The organism is Streptomyces sp. GS7 (genome assembly GCF_009834125.1).
Classification (GTDB): domain Bacteria; phylum Actinomycetota; class Actinomycetes; order Streptomycetales; family Streptomycetaceae; genus Streptomyces.
Window position 1 is genome coordinate 8,754,744 of the sequence record NZ_CP047146.1, and the last position, 25,513, is coordinate 8,780,256.

The 25,513-nt window shown below is 71.3% G+C and carries 26 protein-coding genes; 18 read left to right on the forward strand and 8 right to left on the reverse strand.

Features of this window, described 5'->3' with window-relative positions:
* Nucleotides 1-7: 7 nt before the first annotated feature.
* The 4 genes from GR130_RS41485 to GR130_RS38130 form a co-directional block, all read right to left on the reverse strand.
* Nucleotides 8-4,723 (reverse strand): putative T7SS-secreted protein, encoded by a 4,716-nt coding sequence (locus GR130_RS41485; RefSeq protein ID WP_268977988.1) that lies wholly within the window; start codon nucleotides 4,721-4,723, stop codon nucleotides 8-10.
* 2 nt (nucleotides 4,724-4,725) lie between these two features.
* Entirely contained in the window at nucleotides 4,726-5,337 is a 612-nt protein-coding gene (locus GR130_RS38120) for a hypothetical protein (RefSeq protein ID WP_201305117.1), read from the reverse strand.
* The gene (locus tag GR130_RS38125) at nucleotides 5,338-5,805 is read right to left on the reverse strand and encodes an SseB family protein (RefSeq protein ID WP_159509067.1); all 468 of its coding nucleotides are present in this window, start codon (nucleotides 5,803-5,805) and stop codon (nucleotides 5,338-5,340) included. It lies immediately after the preceding gene.
* A 211-nt stretch (nucleotides 5,806-6,016) separates the two neighbouring features.
* Nucleotides 6,017-6,676 (reverse strand): TetR/AcrR family transcriptional regulator, encoded by a 660-nt coding sequence (locus GR130_RS38130; RefSeq protein ID WP_159509069.1) that lies wholly within the window; start codon nucleotides 6,674-6,676, stop codon nucleotides 6,017-6,019.
* Between the two features lie 122 nt (nucleotides 6,677-6,798).
* On the opposite strand from GR130_RS38130, the gene GR130_RS38135 reads away from it, so the two are divergent.
* Nucleotides 6,799-7,278: a nuclear transport factor 2 family protein gene (locus GR130_RS38135; RefSeq protein WP_159509071.1), complete on the forward strand. Its 480-nt coding sequence runs from the start codon at nucleotides 6,799-6,801 to the stop codon at nucleotides 7,276-7,278.
* Between the two features lie 21 nt (nucleotides 7,279-7,299).
* On the opposite strand, the gene GR130_RS38140 is transcribed toward GR130_RS38135, so the two are convergent.
* Nucleotides 7,300-9,009, reverse strand: coding sequence for an aminotransferase-like domain-containing protein (locus tag GR130_RS38140; protein WP_236573855.1), 1,710 nt, complete (start codon nucleotides 9,007-9,009; stop codon nucleotides 7,300-7,302).
* Between the two features lie 292 nt (nucleotides 9,010-9,301).
* Between GR130_RS38140 and GR130_RS38145 the strand changes: the two genes are divergently transcribed.
* On the forward strand, nucleotides 9,302-10,405 hold the full coding sequence (locus GR130_RS38145) for a methyltransferase domain-containing protein (protein WP_268977951.1): 1,104 nt from the start codon (nucleotides 9,302-9,304) through the stop codon (nucleotides 10,403-10,405).
* On the opposite strand, the gene GR130_RS38150 is transcribed toward GR130_RS38145, so the two are convergent.
* Nucleotides 10,288-11,121 (reverse strand): helix-turn-helix transcriptional regulator, encoded by an 834-nt coding sequence (locus GR130_RS38150; protein ID WP_159509073.1) that lies wholly within the window; start codon nucleotides 11,119-11,121, stop codon nucleotides 10,288-10,290. The genes GR130_RS38145 and GR130_RS38150 overlap by 118 nt on opposite strands.
* 96 nt (nucleotides 11,122-11,217) lie before the next feature.
* On the opposite strand from GR130_RS38150, the gene GR130_RS38155 reads away from it, so the two are divergent.
* From GR130_RS38155 to GR130_RS38175, 5 genes are all read left to right on the forward strand, one after another.
* The gene (locus GR130_RS38155; protein WP_159509075.1) at nucleotides 11,218-12,702 is read left to right on the forward strand and encodes an MFS transporter; all 1,485 of its coding nucleotides are present in this window, start codon (nucleotides 11,218-11,220) and stop codon (nucleotides 12,700-12,702) included.
* Nucleotides 12,703-12,904: 202 nt separating this feature from the next.
* Nucleotides 12,905-13,534: a TetR/AcrR family transcriptional regulator gene (locus GR130_RS38160; protein WP_159509077.1), complete on the forward strand. Its 630-nt coding sequence runs from the start codon at nucleotides 12,905-12,907 to the stop codon at nucleotides 13,532-13,534.
* Entirely contained in the window at nucleotides 13,531-14,187 is a 657-nt protein-coding gene (locus tag GR130_RS38165) for a peroxiredoxin-like family protein (protein ID WP_159509079.1), read from the forward strand. The genes GR130_RS38160 and GR130_RS38165 overlap by 4 nt, the downstream gene beginning before the upstream one ends.
* A gap of 135 nt (nucleotides 14,188-14,322) precedes the next feature.
* Complete coding sequence (locus tag GR130_RS38170; RefSeq protein ID WP_159509081.1) at nucleotides 14,323-14,574, forward strand: hypothetical protein; 252 nt, start codon at nucleotides 14,323-14,325, stop codon at nucleotides 14,572-14,574.
* 11 nt (nucleotides 14,575-14,585) lie between these two features.
* Complete coding sequence (locus GR130_RS38175; RefSeq protein ID WP_159509083.1) at nucleotides 14,586-15,758, forward strand: flotillin family protein; 1,173 nt, start codon at nucleotides 14,586-14,588, stop codon at nucleotides 15,756-15,758.
* A gap of 140 nt (nucleotides 15,759-15,898) precedes the next feature.
* Here GR130_RS38175 and GR130_RS38180 read toward each other — a convergent pair whose 3' ends face one another.
* Nucleotides 15,899-16,396, reverse strand: a complete 498-nt coding sequence (locus GR130_RS38180) for a MarR family winged helix-turn-helix transcriptional regulator (protein WP_159509084.1) — start codon at nucleotides 16,394-16,396, stop codon at nucleotides 15,899-15,901.
* 413 nt (nucleotides 16,397-16,809) lie between these two features.
* Between GR130_RS38180 and GR130_RS38185 the strand changes: the two genes are divergently transcribed.
* The 3 genes from GR130_RS38185 (at nucleotide 16,810) to GR130_RS38195 (ending at nucleotide 18,834) form a co-directional block, all read left to right on the forward strand.
* Nucleotides 16,810-18,039 (forward strand): cytochrome P450, encoded by a 1,230-nt coding sequence (locus GR130_RS38185; RefSeq protein ID WP_159509086.1) that lies wholly within the window; start codon nucleotides 16,810-16,812, stop codon nucleotides 18,037-18,039.
* Between the two features lie 72 nt (nucleotides 18,040-18,111).
* Nucleotides 18,112-18,306 carry a ferredoxin gene (locus tag GR130_RS38190; RefSeq protein WP_043265339.1) on the forward strand — a complete coding sequence of 65 codons (195 nt, stop codon included), beginning with the start codon at nucleotides 18,112-18,114 and terminating at the stop codon, nucleotides 18,304-18,306.
* Between the two features lie 177 nt (nucleotides 18,307-18,483).
* The gene (locus GR130_RS38195; protein WP_159509088.1) at nucleotides 18,484-18,834 is read left to right on the forward strand and encodes a hypothetical protein; all 351 of its coding nucleotides are present in this window, start codon (nucleotides 18,484-18,486) and stop codon (nucleotides 18,832-18,834) included.
* 40 nt (nucleotides 18,835-18,874) lie between these two features.
* On the opposite strand, the gene GR130_RS38200 is transcribed toward GR130_RS38195, so the two are convergent.
* On the reverse strand, nucleotides 18,875-19,783 hold the full coding sequence (locus GR130_RS38200; protein ID WP_443043791.1) for a helix-turn-helix domain-containing protein: 909 nt from the start codon (nucleotides 19,781-19,783) through the stop codon (nucleotides 18,875-18,877).
* 79 nt (nucleotides 19,784-19,862) lie between these two features.
* Here GR130_RS38200 and GR130_RS38205 point away from each other — a divergent pair, with 79 nt between their 5' ends.
* From GR130_RS38205 to GR130_RS38240, 8 genes are all read left to right on the forward strand, one after another.
* Nucleotides 19,863-20,918 (forward strand): NAD(P)-dependent alcohol dehydrogenase, encoded by a 1,056-nt coding sequence (locus GR130_RS38205; protein WP_159509092.1) that lies wholly within the window; start codon nucleotides 19,863-19,865, stop codon nucleotides 20,916-20,918.
* Nucleotides 20,919-21,110: 192 nt separating this feature from the next.
* Nucleotides 21,111-21,281, forward strand: coding sequence for a 50S ribosomal protein L32 (rpmF, locus tag GR130_RS38210; RefSeq protein ID WP_159509094.1), 171 nt, complete (start codon nucleotides 21,111-21,113; stop codon nucleotides 21,279-21,281).
* Between the two features lie 449 nt (nucleotides 21,282-21,730).
* Complete coding sequence (locus GR130_RS38215; protein WP_159509096.1) at nucleotides 21,731-22,216, forward strand: LPXTG cell wall anchor domain-containing protein; 486 nt, start codon at nucleotides 21,731-21,733, stop codon at nucleotides 22,214-22,216.
* 39 nt (nucleotides 22,217-22,255) lie between these two features.
* On the forward strand, nucleotides 22,256-22,918 hold the full coding sequence (locus tag GR130_RS38220; RefSeq protein WP_159509098.1) for an RNA polymerase sigma factor: 663 nt from the start codon (nucleotides 22,256-22,258) through the stop codon (nucleotides 22,916-22,918).
* On the forward strand, nucleotides 22,915-23,430 hold the full coding sequence (locus GR130_RS38225; protein WP_159509100.1) for a hypothetical protein: 516 nt from the start codon (nucleotides 22,915-22,917) through the stop codon (nucleotides 23,428-23,430). The genes GR130_RS38220 and GR130_RS38225 overlap by 4 nt, the downstream gene beginning before the upstream one ends.
* 126 nt (nucleotides 23,431-23,556) lie before the next feature.
* Nucleotides 23,557-24,204: a DUF4232 domain-containing protein gene (locus GR130_RS38230; protein WP_159509102.1), complete on the forward strand. Its 648-nt coding sequence runs from the start codon at nucleotides 23,557-23,559 to the stop codon at nucleotides 24,202-24,204.
* A 168-nt stretch (nucleotides 24,205-24,372) separates the two neighbouring features.
* Nucleotides 24,373-24,672 (forward strand): type II toxin-antitoxin system VapB family antitoxin, encoded by a 300-nt coding sequence (locus GR130_RS38235; protein ID WP_016572550.1) that lies wholly within the window; start codon nucleotides 24,373-24,375, stop codon nucleotides 24,670-24,672.
* Between the two features lie 155 nt (nucleotides 24,673-24,827).
* Nucleotides 24,828-25,475 carry a LytR C-terminal domain-containing protein gene (locus GR130_RS38240; RefSeq protein ID WP_159509104.1) on the forward strand — a complete coding sequence of 216 codons (648 nt, stop codon included), beginning with the start codon at nucleotides 24,828-24,830 and terminating at the stop codon, nucleotides 25,473-25,475.
* Nucleotides 25,476-25,513: the final 38 nt, after the last annotated feature.

Genomic DNA, 25,513 nt, shown 5'->3' on the forward strand with positions numbered 1-25,513 from the left:
TTACCTCTCATATGGGGTATGCCGTATGCACCCCGTCCCCATGAATTACAATTTCAACCAGGGATGACAATTCACCCCTTCCATTTTTCCCCACGATGCGGCCATAGTCAAATCTATGTATGTGCCCCTGACCGTTCGGGTTTCGCTCACCAGGAGAATTATTGGCGCCATGCGCGAGCCTATCTCCGAGAGCATGCTCGTCTCCATCCCAAATGAAGTCGTCATGAAATTCACCGGGTATGTTCACATCCCCGTTCCCGATGGCCCTCTCTTGCGCCCCCTCGCCATGGCGATACTCTACGTGCCCCACCCGGTCTTCCGAAATAGTGTGATTCTTCGAGCATGAGAAAAGCCCTAGCGGGTCAATTCGCGCAAGAGGGTTGCGAACATACGCGCTCGGATTGCGAGATGGGATCAGGCCGAGTGGGTCCGGTGAGGCGTAACGGGCCGACTGAGGATCGTAGTACCGGTGATAATTGTAGTGAAGGCCAGTTTCCGGGTCGAAATACTGACCAGGAAAGCGAATGGGCGTGTACGCGCTTGCGCTTGTATCCCAGGACGTCGACCCCCACAATGTGGATTTTCTACGCCAGGAGACAACACCCCGATCAACTGAAACCAGTTCCGAGGGCGCGCCCACAAGGTCAGTAACGACGGCGAAGAATCGTTGGTCGATTACTTCCCGGGACGCGGAGTCCGGATTCCAAGCGGATTTACATTCAGTTTGCGTTAGAGGGTTATGTCGACCATGGTCCCACGTGAGCGTGATGGCCCTTGGTGTGCCGATGACTTGAGTGGTTTGTTCTGCGAGTGTGTGACCGTCCCAGCTGAAATCCGTTTGCTCGGCAACCTTTTGACCGTCGGCCGCTAGGCGTTGTTTGGCTATGCGGCGAGCGAAGGGGTCATATACATACCGCCATGCAGCCCCATCGGGAGTGGCTACATAGGCAAGGCGGCCCTCAGCATTCCAGGTGTAGCGCCAGCTGCCCGGTTTCCGGGACAGTCGGGTCTTCTGCCGGAGGACAACCCGCCCCAGCCCGTCATGCTCGTACCGAATACGCCCCGCGCGAGTGATGCGCGTGCCCTCGTACGAACGCTCGCCACTTGCCGATGGGTTGGGGTGGCGGTCGGGCCAGGTGGCGTGGGTTTGGTTGCCCGCCTCGTCGTAAGCGTATGTCTCCGTCCAGTCGGTGGCGTGGACGGCGGTTACGCGGCCGGCGCGGTCGAGGTCGAAGGTGCGGCGGCCGGTGTGGGAGTCGTCGATCGCCGTGAGGTGGCCGTCCGGGCGGTAGGCGTAGGCCCGTTGGAGGAGTTGCGATACCTCGGCTTGTGCGGTTCCGGTGGGGTCCGTTGCCGCGGCGGTGAGGGACTGGCTCGCCAGGCGGCCGGTGGGGTCCCAGGTGTGGGTGAGCTGCAGGCTGCCGCCGATGATGCGGGTGAGTTCCTGGCCCGCGGCGTCGTACTGGAATTGCAGGGGGTGGCCGGCGATGTCCATACCGGTGCGGTTGCCGGCCGCGTCGTAGGTGTAGGTGGTGGTATGGCCGGTGGGGGTCGTGCGGGAGATGCGACGGCCCAGCACGTCGTAAGTGAACGTCATGGTGCGGCCGTTGATTGACTCAGCCAGCACCCTGCCCAGGGCATCGCGGGTGTAGTCGACAGTCGCGTCCGGGTTGGCGGCCTGTTGCAGGTGCCCGGATGGGGCGTGGGCGTAGGTGGTGACCAGGCCCGCGGCGTCCTTGGTCGTGATGCGTCCGAGGGTGTCGCGGGTGTAGGTCGTCACCTCGCCGAGTGCGTTGGTTCGGTTGACGAGTTGGCCCGCCGCGTCATGGACGTAGCTCAGGACACGGTCGTCGAAGTCTGACTCCGAGACCAGTCGCCCGGCGCCGTCGTAAGCGTAGTTCCAGGTCAGGCCCTGGGGATTGGTGACCTGAGTGAGGCGGAGTTCGGTGTCGTGGGTGAACTCGTGGCGGACGCCGTCCGGGTCGGTGCGGGCGGCCAGGAGGTCGAAGTGGGTGTATTCGAAACGAGTGGTCTGGCCTACGGCGTCGGTGTGGGTGAGGCGGTTTCCCTCGCCGTCGTAGGTCCACTCCTCCCTCGCGCCGGTGGGGTCTATTCGGGCGGCCAGCTTCCCTTCGACGGTCCACAGCATGTGGGTGGTCGCGCCGAGGGGATCCGTCACCGAGGTGGTGCGGCCGAAGGCGTCGCGGCGGTAGTGAGTGGTGTGGCCGAGGGGGTCGGTGACCGAGACAGGCAGGCCGCTCCCGTCGCAGGAGACGCGAGTGGTGTTGCCGAGGGCGTCGGTGACCGAGGCGAGGTTGCCGCGGGCGTCGTGGGTGTAGGTGGTGGTCGCACCCGCGGGGTCGGTGGTGGCTACGCGATGGCCGCGGGCGTCGTAGCGGTGGGTCCAGGTGGCGCCGTCTGGCCCGGTGACGTTGAGCGGGTTGCCGTGAGAGTCGTAGACCGTGGTGGACGTGGAGCCGTCGGGGAGGGTGACGGTGGTGGGGCGGCCCTGGTCGTCGTAGGTGAAGTGGGTGGTGCGGCCCAGGGGGTCGGTGGTGGAGAGGATGCTGTGCTTGGCGTCGCGGGTGGTGCGGGTGGTGGCACCAGTCGGGTCGGTGGTCGCGACGATCTGGTGGTGGTCGTTGACCTGGTAGGTGGTGAGCTGATCCTGGGAGTTGAGGAAGCGGTTGGTGCGCAGGCCCGTTTCGGGGTCCGGGTCGCCCCAGGTGTAGCGGGCGCGGAGGTGGCCCGCGATACCGCCCTGTGAGGTGCAGCGGTCCGCCTCGTCGTAGGCGTAGGTGTAGCTGCTGTGGTTGGTGTCTGTCCAGGAGGTGATGCGGCCGGCGTCGTCGTAGGTGAAGCGGAGCGGGCGGTCGGAGGACGGCTTGGTGACGGTGGTGAGGTTGCCAAAGGCGTCGTAGCCGTAGGTGGCCAGGAGTTGGTCGCTGCCGTCGGGGGCGGCGCCGGCCAGGTGGAGGGCGGTGACGCGATCGCCCTCGGTGGTCAGCAGGAGGCGGTAGCCGGCGCTGTGGGTGATGGCGGTGGGGGTGCCGTCTTCGGTGTAGTCGAAGGTCTGGTGGTTGCCGTGGCGGTCGGAGATCTCGTCGAGGAGGGCGAGGTTCTCGGTGTGGGTGGTGAAGTAGCGGCGGGTGCCGGTGGCCGGGTCGACGAGGAAGTAGTCGCCGTCCGGGGTGCGGGCTAGCGGGGCGCCCTCGCCTTCGAGGGGGAAGGTGGGGACGCCGACCGCGGGGTGCGGGTAGAGGAGGAAGTTGCCCTCCTCACCGATGACGATGACGCCCTCGGCGTCGATCTCCAGGCGCTGGTCGAGGGTGCTCATCCACGTACGGCCGAACCAGCGGCCGGTGCGGTACGAGGACTCGAAGGTGCGGGTGAAGGAGAGCGGGAGGTTGCCGGGGAGGGTGATGTCGGTCTGCGGCAGGATCATGCGGCCGGTGGCCATGTCGATGGGGTCGCTGCCAAAGGTCTTGCACCACCCGGTGCGCAACCGGTCTCGAATCGTCCGCTTGCCGCCCTCCTTGGCGGCAGTGCGCGCCGCGCTCTCGGCAGCGTCCTTGGCCCCGGCCCTCGCCGCCCCCTTGGCCAGCCCGCCCGCCCCTTTGCCACCGATGGCATTGAGGATCAGGGCGCCGGTCGCGTCGATCGGGTCGCTGCCCCAGCCAGAGCCGAGCATGCCCTTGGCGAGTTCGGCGGGGTGGAGCGGCATCTGTGCCAGTCCGAGGAGGGTGGTGGAGACGTTGCCGGCGAACTGCCAAGGGTGGGCGATGTTGTAGGGGTCCATGGGGTTGACGGTGCGGGCCAGTTTGACGGTGTCGGCGGCTGCTTTCACCGCCCCGCCGGCCAGATGCATGTTCTCGATGACGAACGCCTTGCCGGCGTCCTTCAGGCCCGCGCTCGCCAGGTCGGTCAGCTGCGGCTTGTCCGGGGCATGGGCCAGGGTGCCCTTGATGGCGTTGCGGGCCCGCTCGGCGGCTTCGTCGCGCTGGCTGCGGGCGTTCTTGAGCATGTCCTGGGCCGCCTCACGGCCCTCGGTACCCGGATCCACGTAGTCGGCGGGCGGGGTGGGCTGCGGGCCGGGATCCGCGCCCTGCCTCACCGCGGCGTTGTAGCTCTCGCCCGCCGCTACGTACGCCTCGACCTTCGCCTTCCACGCGCTGAGCGCATGCTCGGAATCCCGCTTGGCCTGCGCGTACTTCTCGATCGCGTCGACGGCCTTGCTCTGCGCCCAGGTCACCGTCTCCGCGTACGCGTGCATCGCCTTGTACGCGTCGTCGCAGGCATCGGCGGCGTACATCCACTGCTTGGGATGCATGTCGAACGCCTCACGGAACGCGTCGGCCGCCTTGCCGCTCCAGTGCTGGCCGGAGCCCAGCTTGCGCATCCCGTCGGCGACGCGGTTGAACGCCGCGGCGAAGTCCTTAAGGTGCGACGCGGTCTCGTTGAGCTTCTCGACATTGCCGTGGATCAGCTCCTTGGGGTCGTCGGTCTCGCCCAGCTGCCGCTCGCCGACATGGGCGCCCAGCGCCCCGGCGGCCTTGTCGCCGGCCGAGCGGACGGCGTCAGCCGCGCCGTCCGCGCCCACCGCCTGCAGTCCGTCACCCAGTTTGTCCGCGCCGAACTCGACGACCTCGCCCGCGCCGCGTTCGACGGCGTCCGTGAGCTTGCTCGCCCCGTCGCCGATCGCGTTGACGGCATCACCGAACATGCTCACTTGCCGCCACCCCCGCCTGCCTGATCCGGCCCCTGCATCTTCGCCGTGGTCTCGGACGGGTCCTTGCCGCCGTTGGTGAGACGATCGGGGATCGATGTCACGTCGTGGGCAAACGACTTGGCCTGCTCCGCCACCTGCTGTTGCTTCTTCACAGACTCCTTGGATGTCGGGTCCCAGTCCGCGCCCTCGAACTGCTTACGCGGATCGGCCACATCGCTCCAGGAGGTCTTGTGCAGCTGCTCGGCCGTCATCGTCGGGTCGCCCCATGCGGCGTTCACACCCTCCTTGAGGACATCCGAGGCGTACTGCTCCTGCTCGTAGTAGAGACCGGCCGTGATGCCCAGCTTCTTGGAGAATTGGTTGGCGTCCTGCATCAGGTTGTAGACGCCCCAGCCCCAGCGGTCGCAGAACGACGAGAAGACCGATGCCAGGCCGTCGTCACCGCATTCCATGGCATCCATGGACAACGTGCCGAAACCGCGTCCCAGTTGGGCCTCGATATCGAAGCCCAGTTCCTTCAGCTCGCTCGTCGCGGCTTTTATGCCCTTGGTGAGCTCCTCGAATGCCTCCGGTTCGACGTTGTATCCGTCGCCCCCTATGAGCCCCATTTACGCCACCCCTCTGGGCGTTGCGCCAGAAATATCCGTGGACATGACGACACCTGCCCCCGGCGTCACGTCCACGGCCTCGTCTACGTCCGCGTCCACGTCCACAGCCACGCCGTCGGGGACGATTCCGGATACCGGCGGGAAGAGCATTCCCTGCTCGCTGCCCGCGTCGAGCGCCACCCCCGCCGGCCCGCCGACGGCAGGTATCAGCACGTCGAGGACGCGCGCGCCGGCCGTGGTGACGTACTGCCACTCCGCCCCCGGCTCACTTCCGCGGGCTGCAGCAAAACGGGACAACGCGCCCTCGTCCGTGAAGGCATAGAGCCAGCGGATTCCGTCCAACTCCGCTGAGAGGAAGGAGTCATTGGCGACCGGGAGTATCACCTGCGCACGGCGGAATTCACCGACCAGCGCGGCTGGATTCGGCTCCCCCTCATGGAACGCCGCTACCTCGTCCGCCAACGGCATGGCGAGACCCCTCCCCCGTTGTTCGTTCAGCTCGCTACCGGACCCACTTTGACACACGGCACTGACAACGCCGATGGGAGTCGACCCGAACAAACCGACTGGAGAGCCTTTTTATTTTCAATTTTATTTTCAATCATTGCGCGACGATCAGGACGGGAGGGACAACATCGCAATGGGAGAAGGCTGTTGCGTCGCACACGGACCCGGGAATTCAGGCGCCCGTGTGCTCGCCCTCAGCTCCCCGCAGCAGCGCCTCGGCCGCCGCGCGAGCGGTACGGGCGGCGGCCGGGTCGCCCGTGACCGCGGCGGCGGCGATCGCGCCATCGATCAGCAGCGCCAACTGGCCGGCGAGCACGGCGGACCCGGCGTCGCCGTCGTCGGAGGCAGCGGTAGCGGTAGCGGTAGCGGTAGCGGTAGCGGTAGCGGTAGCGGTAGCGGCGGTCAACGGCCGCACCAGGTCGGCCAGATAGGCGCGCAGGGCCAGCTTGTGCTCGCGGGCGGCCCGGCCGATGCCCTCCGACGTGGCGCCCAGTTCGCCGTACGCGTTGACGAAGGCGCAGCCGCGGAAGTCCGGTGCGGCGAACCACGTCTCCAGCCAGTCGAAGACCGCGAGGGGTGCGGCCCCAGGGGCGCCGGTGCCGGAGTGCGCGTCCACGTAGGCGGCGAGGGAGGCGCGCCAGCGTTCGTCGCGACGGCGCAGATACGCCTCGACGAGGTCGTGCTTGGCGGGGAAGGTGCCGTAGAGGCGCTTGAGGGAGACACCGGCGGCGGTGCGGAGTTCGTCCATACCGACGGCCTGGATGCCGCGTGCGTAGAAGAGCTTCTCCGCGGCGCCGAGTATCCGCGTCCGTACGTCGTCGTGGTCCGTCACGGTGGCCCGCCTTCCCGGGAGAACGTTCGTTCTCTACACTAGCCGACGCGCCGGAGAACGGTCGTTCTCGCCAGTGTGATCTCCGGTGGCGGCAGCAGCATGCACACCGACAGGAGGCCCCGATGACAGCTGTGACACAGCCGCGTCCCCCCTTCCCGCCGTTCGACGAGGAGTCCGCGCGCCATAAGGTCCAGGCCGCCGAGGACGCCTGGAACACCCGCGATCCCGAGCGTGTCGCCCTCGCCTACACCGAGGACTCGGTCTGGCGGAACCGGGACACCTTCCTCGTCGGCCGCACCGAGATCGTGGAGTTCCTGCGCCGGAAGTGGGCCCGCGAGCTGGACTACGCACTGCGCAAGGAGCTCTGGTCGTACTCGGGGAACCGGATCGCGGTGCGGTTCCAGTACGAGTGCCGGGACGCGAGCGGGCAGTGGTGGCGGAGTTACGGCAACGAGCTGTGGGAGTTCGACGAGGCGGGGCTGATGCGCCGCCGGGAGGCGGGGATCCACGACGTCCCGATCACGGAAGCGGAACGGCGCGTCCTGGGCCCGCGCCCGGAAGCGGAGCGGGGGCCCGACCGGCCGTCGCTCCCAGTCCACTGACGGGCGTCGGGCAGTGGCAGGTCAGCGGTCGCGCCGCCCGTCGCCCCCACCACCACGTACGCACGCGTCGCGCGCCGGCCCGCCCTGGGTCTCGCGCAGCGCAGCGCCCAGTAGGGCGACGCCCTCCGTCAGCTCCCCCGGCGTACGCGCCGCGTAACCGAGGACCAAACCGGGGCGCCCGTAGGGGCGTTGGGTGTGCCAGGACAGCGGCTGGACCTTGACGCCGCGGGCGAGGGCGGCGGCGGCCAGCTCGGTGTCCGGTGGGGCATCGGGCGGGAAGGTGATCGTCAGATGGAGACCGGCCGCGGCACCGTGCACGGTCGCGCCCGGCAGACGGTCGCGGAGGGCGTCGATCAGCGCGTCCCGCCGGAGCCGATGCCGTCGCCTCAACTGTCGCAACCGGCGCTCCAGTTCACCCGACTCCATCAACTGGGCCAGCACCAGCTGCGGCAGCACCGCGTTGCCGAGGTCCGCGAACCGCTTGGCGTCCACCAGCGCCTCCCGGTACGCCGGCGGCGCCAGCACCCAGCCCACCCGTAGGGCGGGCGCGAGCAGCTTGGACACGCTCCCGGTGTAGCAGACCTGCTCGGGCAGCAGGGAGCGCAGCGCGGGAACCGGCGGGCGGTCGTAGCGGTGCTCGGCGTCGTAGTCGTCCTCGATGACCAGGCCGCCGGCCGTCGCCCAGCGCATCAGGTCGCGGCGGCGCCGGCCGCCGAGCACCACCCCGGTCGGGAACTGGTGCGCCGGAGTGAGCAGTACGGCCCGCGCGCCGCTCGCCCGCAGGGCCTCGACCCGTATGCCGTCCTCGTCCACCGGGACGGGCGGGGTCGCCATCCCCCAGTACCGGAGATGCTGGCGGGCGCCGAGCGAACCAGGGTCCTCCACCGCGACCTCCTCGATACCGTCGCGGTGCAGCACCTGGGCGACCAGGCCGAGCGCCTGCGCGGTACCGGCGACGATCAGCACCTCGCGGGGATCCACCCGGATACCGCGGTTACGGGCCAGCCAGGTGGCGACGGCCACTCGCAGCTCCGGGGCGCCCCGGGGATCCCCGTAGCCGAAGCCCGCCGACGGGAGGTCGCCGAGCACGGCGCGTTCGGCGCGCAGCCAGGACGCGCGCGGGAACGATGCCAGGTCCGGCACCCCGGGCGAGAGGTCGATCCGCGCGGGCGCCGCCCGCAGCGCGTCGAAGACGTCGGCACCGGGCGGGGAGGAGAAGAGCGCCCTGGGGGAGCGAACGGGACGGCGGGCGGAACTCGTTGCGGGAACCGGGGCGGGGCGGGGAGCACCATCGCGGCCGGGAGCGCCATCGCGGCCGTGAACGCCATCGCGGCCGTGAACGCCATCGTGGTCAGGAGCGCGGTCACGTCCGTCGGCACAATCGGGGCCGTCGGCGCGACCGGGGCCGCAACCGGTGCCGGGGCCATACGGAGAAGGCATCCCCGTCACCGTCCCCGTCACCGTCCCCGTCCTCTGTACCGCCCCCGCACCCGCACCCGTCACCGGCGCCGCCACCACGACCGTTCCGCCCCGCCCGCGCCCGGCGACCTGCCCGTCCTCCCGGATCCGCTGATACGCCTCGGTGACCACCCCGCGCGACACCCGCAGCTCGGCAGCCAGCACGCGGGTGGCGGGCAGCCTGCTCCCCACCGGCAGACGGCCGTCTGATATCGCCCGCCGCAACTCCCCGGCCAGCCAGTCGGACAGCCCGCCCGCGGGCGCATCCGCCACCCTCAGCTGAAGAAAGTCCGACCCGGGAGCGGACGACACAGCCGCACCGCGAACCGACGCCCTGTCCGACGGCCTGCCAGACGCCCTGCCCGGCCTAGCAGCCGAGGAGGCTCCCGCCCCGGGGTCCGACGAGACATCCGCCCCGGAAGCCGACGAGACGTCCGCCCCAGGGTCCGCCGCGCTCCCCGCGCCAGCGGCGGACGAGCTCGACGAGCTCGACGAGCTAATGGACCCCTCAACTGCTCCTTCATTGGACCTTTCCACCGAACCATTCCCCCGTCACCGTTATCCCATGAACGCCCGAGCCGAAGCCCACAGCAACGCCTCCCAGGACACCTTCCGTCCCGCCCTCGGCGAGACCGGCCCCCGCTCCCGCCCCCTCGCCCGGACACCGGCACACACCGGAGGCGAAACCCGGCCTCTCACCCCACCCCACTCCGCGCCCCAACCTCCTGCCTACGCCTCCGCCTCCGCCTCCGCCTCTGTCTCCGCCCCTCCCCCCACCCCCGCCTACGTCCACGGCTACTCCCCCCGGGAAGCCCGGCGCCTCGGCGATCAGGCCGACACGTTGGCCGCGCTGCTGCACGCCGGTACGGCGTATCCGGCGGGCAGCCGCGTCCTGGAGGTCGGCTGTGGCGTCGGCGCGCAGACCGTCCACCTGGTCAGCAGCAGTCCGGGCGCCCGGATCGTCGCGATCGACCGCTCCGCGGCGTCCCTCGCCCAGGCCCGTGCGCACTTGGCCGCGCACGCTCCGGAAGCCGTCGCGGACGTGCGCTGGCACCGGGCCGACCTGCACCGACTCCCGTTCTCCGACGCCTCCTTCGACCACCTCTTCCTCTGCTTCGTACTGGAGCATCTGACCGACCCCCTACGCGCCCTGACCGAACTCCGCCGTGTCCTGCGGCCCGGTGGCACCCTCACTGCCATCGAGGGCGACCACGGTTCGGTCGTCTTCCACCCGGACAGCCCGTACGCCCGCCGGGTGATCGACCACCAGACAGCGCTCCAGTCCGCGGCCGGCGGAAACGCCCTGATAGGCCGCCAGTTGCACCCCCTCCTCTCGGCCGCCGGCTTCGCCGATGTCGTCGTCGGCCCCCGTACCGTCTACGCCGACGCCCAACGCCCCGCGCTCGCCGACGGCTTCACCCGCAAGACCTTTGTCGCCATGGTCGAGTCCGTCCGGGACGAGGCACTCGCCGCCGGTCTCACCACGCCCGCCGACTGGGACCGCGGCATCACCGACCTGCGGCGCGCCGCGGAGCCGGGCGGCAGCTTCCACTACACGTTCTTCAAGGCCGTGGCGAGGGCGGGCAGCTTGCCCCGCGTCTCCTCGTCCGTCGGCATGCACACGAACAACTTCACGCCCGGCGCGTCCAGTGCCGCCAGCTTCACATAGTCGAATGTCAGCGACCCGACCCGCGGATGCCGGAACACCCGGCGGCTGGTGCCGAAGTCCGCGAGGTCGTGTGCCTGCCACCACTCACTGAACTCCCGGCTCACCCGCCGGAGTTCCCGGGTGAGCCGGTCGAATCGCGGATCGTCGAACCGCTCGCGCGCATCGGCCCGGAACTGGGCGACCAGATCCCGCGCCTGCCCCTCCCAGTCGGCCAGCAGCGTCCGCATCGCCGGGTCCGTGAAGACCAGCCACAGCAGATTGCGTTCGTCCGGCGCCAGTTCCCCGGGGTCGCCGATCAGCCCGGCCTCGGCGCTGTTCCAGCCCACGAGGTCCCAGTTGGCGTCGAGCAGATACGCCGGATGCGGAGCGAGCGCGTCCACCAGCCGCTGCAACGCGGGACCGGGGCTGCGGACCGGCGGCTGCTCCGGGGGCCGCTCCCCGGCCAGCGCGAACAGATGCCGCCGTTCGACCGAGCTGAGCATCATGGCTCGCGCCAGGCTCGTCAGGACCTGTCTGCTCACGCTGATGTCGCGCGCCTGCTCCAGCCAGGTGTACCAGGTCACACTGACACCGGAGAGCTGGGCGACCTCCTCGCGCCGCAGCCCTGGCGTACGGCGCCGGGGTCCGGCCACGATGCCCGCGTCCTGGGGCGTGATCCGCTCCCGGCGCGAGCGCAGGAAATCCGCGAGGACGCGCCGCCGGTCCTGGTCGGTCATCGGCTCTCCCGGTGCGGCGGCTACCGGTGGGGGTAGCGGAAACACCAGCATAATCGGTCTCTGTATGTCTGTTCGGGGCTGTTTGATCGTTGCGGCATGACACAGACAACTCGCCCGTCGGGTACGGCGGCGCAGCCCTCAGGGGCGAAGTGGGGCCGGCACGCCGGGCGGCGGGCCCCTGCGGCCCCCGGACGGGCCCTCGCCATCGTCCTCGCCGGCGCCTTCATGGCGGTCCTCGACACCTTCATCGTGCTGGTCGCCGCGCCGGCCATCCAGGCGGACCTGCACTCCACCGCCGCCGACATCCAGCTGATCCTCGCCGGCTACCAACTCACCTACGCCGTCGCCCTGATCACCGTGGCCCGCCTCGGCGACCGGTTCGGCCGCAAGCGCGTGTTCCTGCTCGGTATGGGGCTCTTCACCGTGTCCTCCGTGGGCTGCGCCCTGGCCCCCGACTCGGGCACCCTGATCGCCGCCCGGCTCGTCCAGGGATTGAGCGCGGCGGCGATGTTCCCGCAGGTTTTCGCGATGATCCAGGTGCTGCTCCCGGCGGAGCGGCGCCCCAAGGCGTTCGGCGCGCTAGGCGCGGTCATCGGAATGGCCACCATCGCCGGGCAGTTGCTCGGCGGCGTCCTGATCTCCGCCGACCTCTTCGGCTCCTCCTGGCGACCGGTCTTCTGGGTCAACGTGCCCGTCGGCGTGGTCACCCTGCTGCTCGCCGCGCGCTACGTCCCCGAGTCGCGCGCCCCGGAGGCCCGCCGCCTGGACCTGCGCGGCGCCGCCGTGCTCACGCTCGCCCTGGTGCTCCTCGTCGTCCCGCTGGTGGAGGGGCGCTCGTCCGGCTGGCCGCTGTGGACCTGGCTCAGCCTGGCCGCGAGCGTGCTGGCGTTCGCCGTGTTCGCGCTGGTGGAACGGCGGGTGGACGCCTCGGGCGGCGACCCGCTCGTGCGGCTGCGGCTGCTTCGCGAGCGCCCCTTCGCGATCGGCATGACGCTGGTCCTGCTCGTCTACGCGGGCATCAACTCCTTCTTCCTCATCCTGTCCCTCACCCTCCAGGACGGCCTGGGGAAGGGCCCGCTCGGCGCCGGCCTGGCCTATACGCCGTTCGCCGTGGTCTTCTTCGCCGCCAGCCTGCTCGCCGGGCGACTCGCCCGCTTCGGCCGCCGCGTCCTCCAGGCCGGCGCCCTGATCGGCGGCCTGGGCTTCCTCGCCACCATCGTCGTGGCCTCCGCCGCCGGCCCCACGCTCACGTCCGCGGAACTGACCCCCTCGCTGCTCCTGGTCGGTGCCGGCAACGGCCTGCTGGTCACCCCGCTGCTCAACGCGGTGCTCGCCAACGTCCTTCCGCAGGAGGTGGGCATGGCCTCCGGGGTGCTGTCCACCGGGCAGCAGGTCGGCGGCGCGGTCGGGGTCGCGCTCATCGGCGTGCTCTTCTACGGCACTCTCGGCACCGCCCCGCACCACGACACCGCCGCCTACGGCCATGCGCTGGCACTCGCCGTCGCGTTCAACGCCGCGCTGGCCGTGCTGATCTCGGTGCTGCTGCCCTTCCTCCCGGACACCGCCCGGCACCGCGGGTAGTCGACCCACACCAGTCACTCTCCGTGAGGAATTTTTCGAAAACCCTTGGCACGCGGTCGACTTGAGGCTATCTTGGAATGGTCGTTCCGTGATCGCGGAGCAAGCCCGCCTCCCGGAGCACCGAGACGGCGAAGCCGCGGCACCGCGTGGCGTGACACCGCACTACATGGCATGACATGGCACACGAAGAAGGGAGCAACTCATGCCCGACATCAAGCACTTCAACCCCGATGTGGTGCTGGACGACATCGTCCAGGTCTTCTGGCACCAGGGCATGGCCACCACCGGGATCCAGGCACTGGTGACCGCGACCGGCGTGAGCCGCTCCAGCCTCTACGCCACGTTCGGTAACAAGGACGACCTCTACGCCGCCGCCCTCAGCCGGTACATAGAGCAGCACTCCGCACCGGCCTTCGCCCATCTCGCCGCGACGGAGACGGGACTGACCGCCATCGAGGAGTTCTTCGGCACGCTCATCGGCATCCGCTGCTCCGGCGCGGTCGCCGGCTGGGGCTGCATGGTCACCAACGCCTACGCCGGTCCCGAATGCGCCGCCCCCGACATACGCACCCTGCTGGAGACGCACCACGGCACGCTCCAGTCGGCCCTGCGCGCCGCACTCACCACGGCCGCCGGTCTCGGCCAACTCCAGCCCGGTACCGACCTCGACGCCGCCGCGGCCGTGCTGTCGACCCTCGCGTACGGCGTGAATCTGCGCTCCCGCGCGGGTGCCGACGCCGGGGCACTGACCGACACCGTCACCGCCGCCCTCGCGCCCCTGCGCGCCGAATCCACAGCTCACACCACCCCCACAGGAGTGACCGGCCCATGAGCCTCCAGGACGAACTGACCGCCTTCTTCCGCACCCTCTACCCCGAGATCCCGGACGCCGCCCGCGAGGTGATGGAGCGCGCCGGCCGCGATCTCGCCGCCTCGGGGCAGGCCGGGCGCGCCCGCCAAGTAGGCGAGCGGGCCCCCTCGTTCGGACTCCCGTCGGCGACCGGCACCACCGTCTCCCTCGACGCCCTGCTCGCCGCCGGGCCCGTCGTCCTCACCTTCTACCGCGGCGCCTGGTGCCCGTACTGCAACATCGCCCTGCGCGCCCTCCAGGAGCGGCACGCCGAGATCACCGCCCGGGGCGCCCGCCTGGTGGCCGTGTCCCCGCAGATACCGGACGAGTCGCTCTCCCTCACCGAGAAGCACGGGCTCGCCTTCGACGTCCTCAGCGATGTGGGCTCCGATACGGCCACGCGGTACGGCCTCAGCTTCGACCTGCCCGACGACCTGGCCGCCCTGTACGAATCCTTCGGCTTCGATCTCCAGCGCGTCAACGGCGGCCATCCGCGCACCCTGCCGCTGCCCGCCACCTATGTCATCGACCGCGGCGGCATCATCCGCTGGGCCTTCGTCGACACCGACTACACCGCCCGCGCCGAGCCCGCCGACATCCTGGCCGCCCTCGACACCCTGGAGGTTTCGCCCTGACCCCACTCCCCCGCCCACCGCGGATCCACGCCACCTCAACGGCCCATCAACTCGCCGCCGTCCCGCCATAGGCCCCCGTTCACCGGAGCGCTATCGTCGGATTCCAGGAACGCAACGGGGGGAGGGCAGCCGTCGATGTCGCAGGACGATGCCGTGATCGGCTGTACCGGAGTGCTGCTGATCGGCACTCGTGGGGCTGCCGGACCCGGTGAGGTTCTGGTGCGGGTCCGCGGGGGTTCCGAAGCTTTTCTCGCGTGGTCCGCCGAGCCCCTTCCGGTAGGGGCGACCGTGCTCGTGATCGAGTCCCGTGGCAATCGCCAGGTCGACGTCATGGAGTGGGCTGATCCGTTGGACGCGTTGCCCGGCAGTGCCGGCGACGCCGGTTGAGGAGACAAACGATGTTCGGTTACCGCGTTCCCGCCCCTGATCAAGCCATGCTGATCTCAGGAGGCAAGCGTGGCCAGGGCGGCGCTCCGTTTCGAGTGGTCACCGGCCATGGCAAGTTCGTGCTGCCGGTCTTCCGCAAGGTGCGCTTCCTGACCCTGGCCATGTGTGAGGCCGAGGTCGCGGAGAAGTGTGTGACCCGGCAGGGCATCGCGCTCACGGTTCGCGCCGTGATCGCGTTCAAGGTCGGCAACGACACCGAGAGCATCGTCAACGCCGGTCAGCGGTTCCTGTCCGACCAGGACCAGATGGCGGTGCTCACCGGCCGGATCTTCGCCGGTCATCTGCGGTCCATCATCGGCTCGATGACGGTCGAGGAGATCGTCACCGAGCGGCAGAAGCTGGCCACCGAGGTCCTGGAGACCTCCAAGACCGAGATGGCCAAGATCGGCCTGATCGTCGACTCGCTCCAGATCCAGTCCATCGACGACGGCAACACCGGCTACATCGAGGCGATGTCCGCGCCGCACAAGGCCGCCATCCAGCAGCAGGCCCAGGTCGCCCAGGCCCAGGCCACCCAGGCGTCGGTCGAGGCCCAGCAGGAGGCGGCACGCAACCAGGCCGAGTACCAGCGGCAGACCGCCGTCGTGCAGGCCGAGTACAACGCCGAGGTCGACCGCGCCCAGGCCCGAGCCGCCCAGGCCGGCCCACTCGCCCAGGCACACGCCCAGCAGGAAGTACTGGCCGCGCAGACCGAACTCGCCGAGCGCGCCGCCAAACTGCGCCAGCAGGAACTGGTCGCCGAGGTCGTCAAGCCCGCCGAGGCGGAGGCCGAGCGCATCCGGCTACTGGCCCTGGCCGAAGCCGAGCGCATGAAGATCCAGGCCGAGGCCGCCGCCTCACACGACCGGGTCGCACTGGACCGGATGCTCATCGACCAGCTCCCGCAGATCGTCAAGGAAGCCTCCGCCGGCCTCGCAGGCGCCAACGTCAACGTCCTCAACGGCACCGACGGCCTCGGCGAGATCGCCGCCGGCCTGGTCGGCCAGGGCCTCACCATCCTCGACTCGGTACGCCGCAACCTCGGCACCCCCGACGCCTCCGGCCACACCCCCGACAAGAACCGCGCCCCGGGCAACAGCGTGGGCAACGGCACCGGCCACAGCGGTCGCGTAGAGATCGAGTAGCGAGCGAACAGCAAGCGAACAGCGGAGCCGCAGGCGGGGGCAGGACCGCCCTCAGGGCCTTCCCGACCCTGACCCCACCGGACCGAGCCATCGGACCGGGCCATCGGACCGGCACATCAGACCAGCCCATCGGGCCGGTCCTACGCCCCCCGCCCCCGCTGGCGCGGCTCCTCGGCGTGCTTTTCGCGGACGTAGACCACCAGGCGGTTCAGCACGGCCATCGTGGTGGCGAGTTCGGCGTCGTCGAAGTCGCTCAGGGCCTGCCGCAATCCGGCCAGACTGGCCTGCTGGAAGCTGCGCAGGACCTCCGTGCCGTGGGGCGTGATGGCGACCTGGCGGGCGCGGCGGTCGAGGGAGTCCTGGGTGCGTTCCACCAGGTCCTGGGACTCCAACTGGCCGATCTGCCGGGTGACATGCGGCGGTTCGACCATCAGTTGCGCCGCCAGGTCGCCGACCCGGCTGACACCGCCGCTGCTCTCCAGGGCCATCAGCAGATAGAGGTCGGAGCGCCCGGCCTGGACACCCGCCTGCAGCGCCTGGCGCTCGTGCGCCCGGGAGCGGGTGAGCAGATAGGACAGCGTGGCCAGCACCTTTTGCAGTGCGGCGAGGGAGTCCTGGTCTCGTGCGGGGTCCGGCATGGGGGCACTGTAGCGGGCACCGGTCCCCGGATCCGCGGCCCTCCGTACCAGGATCTGGCCGGATCCCGCCCTACCGCCTGCGGGCAGCACGGCAAGGGTCGGCACCACTCCCGCCTGTTGGCGCCCCGCGACGTACGGGCCCGGTATGAGCCTGGCTTGAGCCCGGATTCAGCCCGGTCCAACCCGGATCCAACCCGGATTCAACCCGGTTTGAGCCAACCTCGGGCGGCCCGCGATCAACCCTTCCCTCCCCTGCCGGGCGTGAGTTAGCGTGACGACGACTTAATTGCTTAAGTTAGGTAACTAGCTTGCGGCTCAGCGCCCCGGCTACGTCACCAGCACGGGAGTTGCCAATCCACGGCAGTTCGGCAAGCCACCGCAGTGCCGTGTGCGAACGCGGAAGGACCACCCGCATGACGACCGCAGAACGTACCGCTCCCCTCGACGCCCCCGACGCCCCCGACGCCCTCGCCGTCCCGGCCGCCCGCGCCCCGGGCTGCCCCTTCGATCCCGCACCCGGTGTCGCCCGCGCGGTCCACGAGGAACCCGTCACCCGGGCCACCCTCTGGGACGGCTCCGCCTGCTGGCTGGTGACCCGGCATCAGGACGTCCGCCAGGTGCTCGGCGACCAGCGCTTCAGCGCCGACGCGCACCTCCCGGGATTCCCGTTCCTCACCGCCGGCGGACGCGAAATCCTCTCCGGCGGCACCACGTTCATCCGCCAGGACGACCCGGAGCACGCCCGGCTGCGCCGGATGCTCACCGCCGACTTCATGGTCAAGAAGGTCGAGGCGATGCGCCCGGAGGTGCAGCGCCTCGCCGACGAGTTGATCGACCGGATGACCGACGGCCGCACCTCCGCCGACCTGGTCACCGACTTCGCGCTGCCGCTGCCGTCCCTGGTGATCTGCCTGCTGCTCGGCGTCCCCTACGAGGACCACGGGTACTTCCAGGAGCGCAGCCGGATCCTGCTCAGCCTCCGCTCGACCGCCGAGGAGGTCCGTACCGCCCAGCTGGAACTGGTCGCCTATCTGACCCGGCTCGCCGAGTCCAAGCGGGAGCGGCCCGACGACGGCATCGTCAGCCGCCTGGTCGCCCGCGGCGAGCTGAGCTTCGCCGAAATCGCCACCATGGGGCGGCTGTTGCTGGTGGCCGGCCATGAGACGACGGCGAACATGACGGCCCTGTCCACCCTCGCCCTGCTGCGCAACCCCGACCAGCTGGCGCGGCTGCGCGCGGAGCCGTCGCTCGTCAAGGGCGCCGTCGAGGAGCTGCTGCGCTATCTGACGATCGTCCACAACGGCGTCCCGCGCGTCGCCACCGAGGACGTCGAGGTCGGCGGGCGCACCATCCGCGCCGGCGAGGGCGTGCTGTGCACGATCAACACCGCCAACCGCGACGAGGACGTCTTCCCCGGCGGCGAAGCCCTCGACGTCACCCGCGACGCCCGCCGCCATGTCGCCTTCGGTTTCGGCGTCCACCAGTGCCTGGGGCAGCCGCTCGCCCGGGTGGAACTCCAGATCGCCGTCGAGACCCTGATCCGACGGCTGCCCGGCCTGCGGCTGGACATCCCCTTCGAGGACGTCGCGTTCCGCAGCGATATGGCCATCTACGGGGTGCACTCGCTGCCGGTCGCCTGGTAGCGGCCCGCGGCAGCCCCGTACCCGACCCACCCTTCGTTCCGCACCCTTCGTTCCGCACCCTTGGGGAGAACCATGCGCATTCACGCCGACCAGGAGAAGTGCTGCGGCGCCGGAAGCTGCGTGCTGGCCGCGCCGGACGTCTTCGACCAGCGCGAGGAGGACGGCATCGTCGTCGTCCTCGACGCGGAGCCGCCCGCCGCACTGCACGACGCGGTCCGCGAGGCGGCGGCCATCTGCCCGGCCGCCGCGATCTCGGTGTCCGACTGACACCCCGTACGGGCCCCGCACACCCCGCGGGGCCCGTACGCGACCGCCGAAACCCCGCCCCACCGCCGTATCGATACCGCGCCCCTCCTTCGGGTGACGGGGCACATCACCGGACGTCCGCACGGGCAGCGAAGCACAGCACCATGCCAACCGCCGTGTTACGAAAGGACGTTCCGCATGCGTCAGCTCCGCCGCGCGCTGGCCGCAGCCGCCGGTTCGCTGATCCTGGCCCTGGCCCTGCCCGCCGCATCGGCTCACGCCGCCACCGGCGACTTCACCTACGTCTACAACGACCCGTACCTGGGGCCGCTACCCGGCCGCCTCACCGACCCGCCGAGCCGGACGTGCCTCAACCTCCCGGGGGCGATCCAGGAATATCTGCCACCCGCGCACACGCCACGCAACCACACCGCGTCCACCGCCACGGTCTTCACCGGCCTCGACTGCACCGGTGACCACTTCACGCTGCGGCCGAACGGCGGCCACGCCTCGGAGCGGCTCAAGCTCCGTTCCGTGGTGTTCTCCTGACCCGTCTGGCGACAGTCCTGCCCGCCCAGCCGGACCGCCCCTACACTCCCGGCCCCGCCGCGTCCGGTGGCTCCGCCGCCAGTGCGCGCAGCGCCTCCGCGGACGGCGAGCCCGGTGCGGCGTGGTGGGTGACCAGGATCTGCTCGGGGTCGTCCGGCACCCCCAGCGACTCGTAGGCGAGGGTCAGCGGGCCCACCAGCGGATGGTTCAGCTGCTTCACGCCGAAGCCCTTGTCCTTGACGTCGTGCCGGGCCCAGAACCGTCGGAACTCCTCGCTGCGGTCGGCCAGTTCGGCGATCAGCGCGGCCAGCGCCGGATCGTCCGGCCAGCGCCCCACCTGCCGCCGCAGCAGGGCGACCAGCACACACGCCTTGCCCTCCCAGTTCACGTACAGCTCGCGCGTCGCCGGGTCCAGGAAGACCTGCCAGGCCATGTTGCGCCGCTCGGCGGGCATGGCCGGGAAGTCGCCGAACACGGCGCAGCCCAGCCGGTTCCAGCCGATGATGTCCAGCCGCCGGCCCACGACGAAGGCGGGGATGTGCTCCATGGTGTCCAGCAGCTCCTGGAGGGCGGGCCGTATCCGCTGCGGCCGGTCGGCCGGACGGCTCCGGCGGGAGACCGGGCGGAGGAGGTGCCGCAGGTGGTCGCGCTCGGCCGGGTTCAGCCGCAGCGCGTCGGCGATGGCCTCCAGGACGGCGGCGGACACGTTACGGCCACGGCCTTGTTCCAGGCGGATGTAGTACGCGACGCTGACCCCGGCCAGCTGCGCCAGCTCCTCGCGGCGCAGCCCCGGCACCCGGCGCCGCCCGTGCTCCGGCAGCCCGACGTCCCCGGGCCGCAGCCGGGCCCGCCGCGAGCGCAGGAACTCGCTCAGCTCGGTGCGCTGGTCCACCGCCGCGATCCGCGGCCGTGCCGCGGGGCCGCCGGGCTCCCCGGGCCGCTGGGTGATTCCGTCAGTAGTAGGCACGCCATGCATATGTTCAAGAGTGCACTGGTTACCCCCGGAGCGATGACGCAGTCTCGGTGGCATGACCCACACCTCTGTCGCCGCGTACGCCGCACCCGCCCCCAAAGCACCGCTGGAGCGGACCACGATTCCGCGCCGCGAGCTGGGTGCCCACGACATCCTGATCGACATCAAGTTCGCCGGCATCTGCCACTCCGACATCCACACCGTGCGCGCTGAATGGGGCGACGGCGGGAACTTCCCGATCGTCCCCGGCCACGAGATAGCCGGTGTGGTCGCCGAGGTCGGCGCCGAGGTCACCCGCTACAAGGCGGGCGACCGGGTCGGCGTCGGCTGCTTCGTCGACTCCTGCCGCGAGTGCGAGAACTGCCGGGCGGGCGAGGAGCAGTACTGCACCGGCGAGCTCGGCAACGTCGGCACGTACAACGCCACCGGGCGGGACGGGGCGCCCACCTACGGCGGCTACTCCACCCACCTCGTCGTCGACGAGAACTACGCCCTGCGCATCCCCGACACCATCCCGCTGGACGCCGCGGCCCCGCTGCTGTGCGCCGGCATCACCCTCTACTCCCCGCTCGCCCACTGGAAGGCCGGACCCGGCAAGAAGGTCGCCGTCGTCGGCCTCGGCGGCCTCGGCCACATGGGCGTCAAGATCGCGCACGCGATGGGCGCGGAGGTCACCGTCCTCAGCCAGTCCCTGCGCAAGAAGGACGACGGCCTGCGGCTGGGCGCGGACCACTACTACGCGACGAGCGACCCGGCCACCTTCGAGGCGCTGGCCGGCACCTTCGACCTGATCGTCAACACCGTCTCGGCCGATCTGGACCTCAACGCCTACCTCGGCCTGCTGCGCACCGACGGCACCCTGGTCCAGCTCGGCGCCCCGGAGAACCCGCTGCCGATCGCGCCGTTCGCGCTGATCACGCGCCGCCGGTCGTTCGCCGGATCGCTGATCGGCGGCATCCGCGAGACCCAGGAGATGCTCGACTTCTGCGGTGCGCACGGGCTGGCCGCGGAGATCGAGGTGATCAGCGCTGACCAGATCAACGACGCGTACGAGCGGGTGCTGGCGAGCGACGTCCGCTACCGCTTCGTGATCGACACCTCGACGATCTGAGCCATGGCGCGGCGGCCCTCCCCGGGACCGCCGGCGCGCGCCGTCCGCCCGGGGCCGCCCCCACAGGCCGCCCCGGGCGTTTGCGCGCCGTGACCCCGGCACGGCGACGACTCTACTTGGAAACGACTCCCATTTCCATATAGCCTCTGACCTCCTGCCCGACACCCACCCCACCGACGGAGGTCCCGCCCCATGGCCGTACCCAAGCGCAAGCTCTCCCGCAGCAACACCCGGCACCGCCGCGCCCAGTGGAAGGCCACCGCGCCCCGACTGGTGCCGATCACCGTCGACGGCTCCGTGTACCGGGTCCCGCAGCACCTGGTGAAGGCGTACCGGCTGGGCCTGATCGACCCGAAGGACTGACCGGGCCGCACCTCGCCGCCGGCTCCCCCGACACGAAGCCCGGGCCGCCCAACTGCCGCTGCCACAAGGGGTGTCGACCCACGGGGCGTTGACGGGAAAGGCCGCTTGACGACCCGCCCCCGGTTGCGGAAACGTGCGCTGCCCGGCGGCGTCCTCGGGGAGCCGATCGGACGACCACGCGAACGACCAGGGGGACCGTTCCCATGTACCGCACCGGGCCCGGCTTCCTCTTCCTCGTCCCCGTACTCGCCCTCCTGGTCGTCGGCGGTGCGGTGGCGGCTGTCGCGGCGGGGATCCGCGCGCGTCGGCGGCACCGCCGCTGACCGGCCGCCGCCCCCACCCCGCGGAATTTCCGTCCGCCGCATCGGCAACCCCGGCCCCGGCCGCACGTCGTCACGGGTGAGGGCGCCATCAGGCGCCGCCCGTCGACGAACCAGGAGCAGCCGACCGTGACCCCCTCCCGTACCGCCCCCCGCCACCCCCGCCTGCGCCGCGCGGCCGGCGCCGGCCTGCTCGCGGCGATGGCGCTCGCCGCCGTATCGACCGCCGGTACCGCGTACGCCGCCGAGACCCCGACCCCCTCGCCGCGGCCTACGCACGCCTCCCCGACCCCGGCCCCCACCCACGCCCCGGGCCACGGCACGCCCAGCCCGGCCCCGACCCGGCCCCCGGGCCACGGCACCCCCTCCCCCTTGCCCACCCAGCCCCCGGGCCACCGGCCGACCGCCTCGCCCTCCGCCCCCGGCAGCTCCCGGCCGAGCCCCGTCCCCACCCACCCCGGCAAGCCGGGCGCCGCCAACGGCCGCCAGGGCGAGCGGGAACTGGCGCACACCGGCGCCTCCTCCGCGGCCACCCTCGCGCTCGGCGGCGGCGCGGCGGCCCTCATCGCCGCGGGCGGCGGTACGGTCTACGCCGTCCGCCGGCGCCGCGCCTGAGACAGCCCGCCACTCAGGCCCGCCCGCCCCGAGGAAACGATGGTCCACTCCGTCACCCCGCACACCGCCCCGGTACGGTTCGCCCTGCCGGGGCTCCTCCGGCCCGTCCGCCGGTTGCGCCTGCTGCGCGCCGTCCGCCGCGAGACATCGCCGCAGCACCCCCGACTCCCCCACCGCGACGGCCCGTTGGCATACGGCGGGGACGCCGAACCGCCGCCGCCCACCATCACCGACCTCTACCACGCCCACCGGCTGGCCATGGTCCGCCTGGCCGTCCTCCTCGTCGACGACCGCGCCACCGCCGAGGACGTCGTCCAGGACGCGTTCGCCGCGCTGTACAAGCGGCACGGCGAACACCTCGACGAGGTCGACAACGCCCTGGCCTACCTCCGGACCGCCGTCGTCAACGCGGCCCGCTCGGTGCTGCGCCGCCGCCGCACCGCCCGCGGCTACACCCCGCCCCACGAGGCCGACGCCCCCTCCGCCGAAGAGCGCATCGTCCTCGACGAGGAGCACCGCGAGGTCTTCGCCGCGCTCGGCGGCCTGACCGCCCGCCGCCGCGAGGTCCTGGTCCTCCGCTACTGGGGCGACCTGTCCGAAGCCGAGATCGCGACGACGCTGGGCATCAGCCGCGGTGCGGTGAAGTCCCTGGCCAGCCGTGCCCTGGACGCCCTGGAAAAGATCCTGGAGGCCCGGTCATGACCCCGCATGACACCGCCCCCCACGGCCCCGAACGCCCCGTCGAGGACCGTCTGCGCCGCGCCTTCGAGGCCCGCGCCCGAGCCGTCGGCGTACGCGACCTGCGTCCCGCCGCACCACCGGGCCCCCCGCTCCGCCACCGCCGCCGCACCGCGCTCACCCGCGCCTGGCTGCGCCGCTTCGCGCTGCCGCTGGCCGCCGCCACCGCGACCGCCGCCCTGGCCCTCGCCTACCTGGCCACCACCCCCGGCACCCCGCCGGCCCGCCCCACCCCCGCGACACCCCCGAGCCCGGTCATCCCCACCCCGTCCCCCACCACCCCGGCCCCGAGCCCCGACCCGACGAGCCCCGGCCCGAGCAGCCCCTCCCACCTCCCGCCCCGCACCGGCACCCCGTCCCACCGCCCGCCGCACCGCACCCCCTCTCCCACCCCGTCCCGCCCCGCCACCACGCCACCCTCCGCCACCCCCTCCCCACGCTTTTCGGACAACTCCCCGAGCCCCACCCCCACTTGACGCCCACCCCCCCCCCGCCGAGCAGGCCCCGCACCGCACCGCCCGCGCCCCATTCGGCACGTGACGCCCGCTCCGCGTTAACCGAGCATTAGCGACACGGCAACCACCTGGTCGAGAATCGTGTACATGCCGTCCCCGAACACCGCCGCCCCTCGCCGCAGCCGCCCGCTCGCGGCCCTGCTGCTGGCCGCGGCGGCCCTGCTGCCGCTGGCCGCCTGCCAGACCGGCGGCGCCGTGCAGGCCGAACGGGTCTCCTCCGACGTCTCACCCGCCGGCTCACCGTCCGCCGACCCCGGCCCCCGGGCCGCGCCGGGCGCCCCCGGAGCCCGCGCCCGGGTCGCCTGCACGCCCGACATGCTGCGGTTCCACGCCGGCGCGGAGCAGCACCCGGCCCGGCACATGCTGCTGACCGTCACCAACATCTCCGACCGGACCTGCACCTTCGCCGGCCAGCCCTACCCCCTGCTGCGCCTCAGCGACCGCCACCCGGCCGCCGCCCCGCCCATCGCCCGCAGCAGGCCCCGCGCCCCGGTCGCGCTGGCCCCCGACGCGACCGCGTACGCCACGGTCACCATCGCCGGCCCCGATCGGCTCGGCGGCCGGAGCGCCCCGGGCGGCAAGGCCGAAAAGATCTCCCAGTTCGGCGTCACCCTGACCGCCCGGAGCGACCCGGCGCAGGTCGGCGTGGACGGCCGCGCCCCCGTCCCGGTGGACCCGGACACCGCCCGGGTCACGTACTGGCAGCGGAGCCTGGCGGACGCCGAGAAGTGGTGACCGGGCACCGGGCGGCGCCACGGGCGGGCGAGCGAGCGAGCGATAGCCCGTTCGTGCCGTATCGGCCGGCTCATCACCCACCAATGATCCAATTTTGCCGCTATTGATTTGCTTTGCACTGGTGCCGCTTGGCTGCGCCCGGTGCCGCAGGCCCGGTAGGCTTTCCGTGTGATCTTCAAGCGCATCGGAAATGGGCGGCCGTACCCCGACCACGGCCGGGAGAGCACCCGCCAGTGGGCGGACGTCGCCCCGCGCCCGGTACGCCTCGACCAATTGGTGACCACCAAGCAGCAGCTCGACCTCGAAACGCTGCTCGCCGAGGACTCGACGTTCTACGGCGATCTCTTCGCCCATGTCGTCAAGTGGGAGGGCGACCTCTACCTGGAGGACGGGCTGCACCGCGCCGTCCGCGCGGCCCTCCAGCAGCGCCAGGTCCTGCACGCCCGGGTGCTCGAACTCGACAACTGACCGCCCGGTTTCCAGCGGTTTCTCCCGGCGTTCCGCCGATATCCCCCGGCGCCTCGCGGCCTTGCCATGGCCGGATTCGACCACTCGGGTTCTCCCGTACGCAACGCGTTGATCGTTTAGTAGGCACGGCCGACGGCCCGCACTACGCTGCGGCCATGAGCATGCTGACGCCTCCAGGAATGGGCGGTAAGAGGTACCGCATCACAGGCGACAGGTATCCGCGGATGCGCCGCCCCCGCCACCGTCGCCGCATCGTCCTCAGCATCGTGGCCGGGGCCTGCGTCCTCGGACTGGCCGGTTGGGGGACCCTGCAGCTCATCGACGTCTTCGGCGGGAAGGGCAACACTGCCCAGGCCGCCCAGGACCGGAGACACTGCCCGCAGAACGGTACGGCGGGCCGGGCCAACGCCATGCAGCCCGCAGCCGGCAGGCTCCCCGCGCCCGCCGCGCTGACCGTCAACGTCTACAACGCCACCGCGCGGCCGGGACTCGCCAAGCACACCGCCGACGAGCTCAAGAAGCGCGGCTTCAAGATCGGGAAGGTGGGCAACGCCCCGGCCCCCTACGACAAGAAGGTGGGCGGCACCGGGATACTGCTCGGCCCCAAGGCCGCGGCCGAGGGACCGCTGAAGGTCCTGGCCACCCAGCTCGCCGGAGCGCAGCAGCAGACCGACGACCGCAAGACCGCCGACCTCGACCTGATCATCGGCGGCACCTTCACCCAGCTCGCCGCCGAGCAGGACGCCGCGAAGGCCCTGGCCCAGCTGGCCCACCCCGCGCAGCAGCCCGCCGCCAAGTGCTGACCGCGCACCGCAAGGGCCCCGCACCACACCCGGTGCGG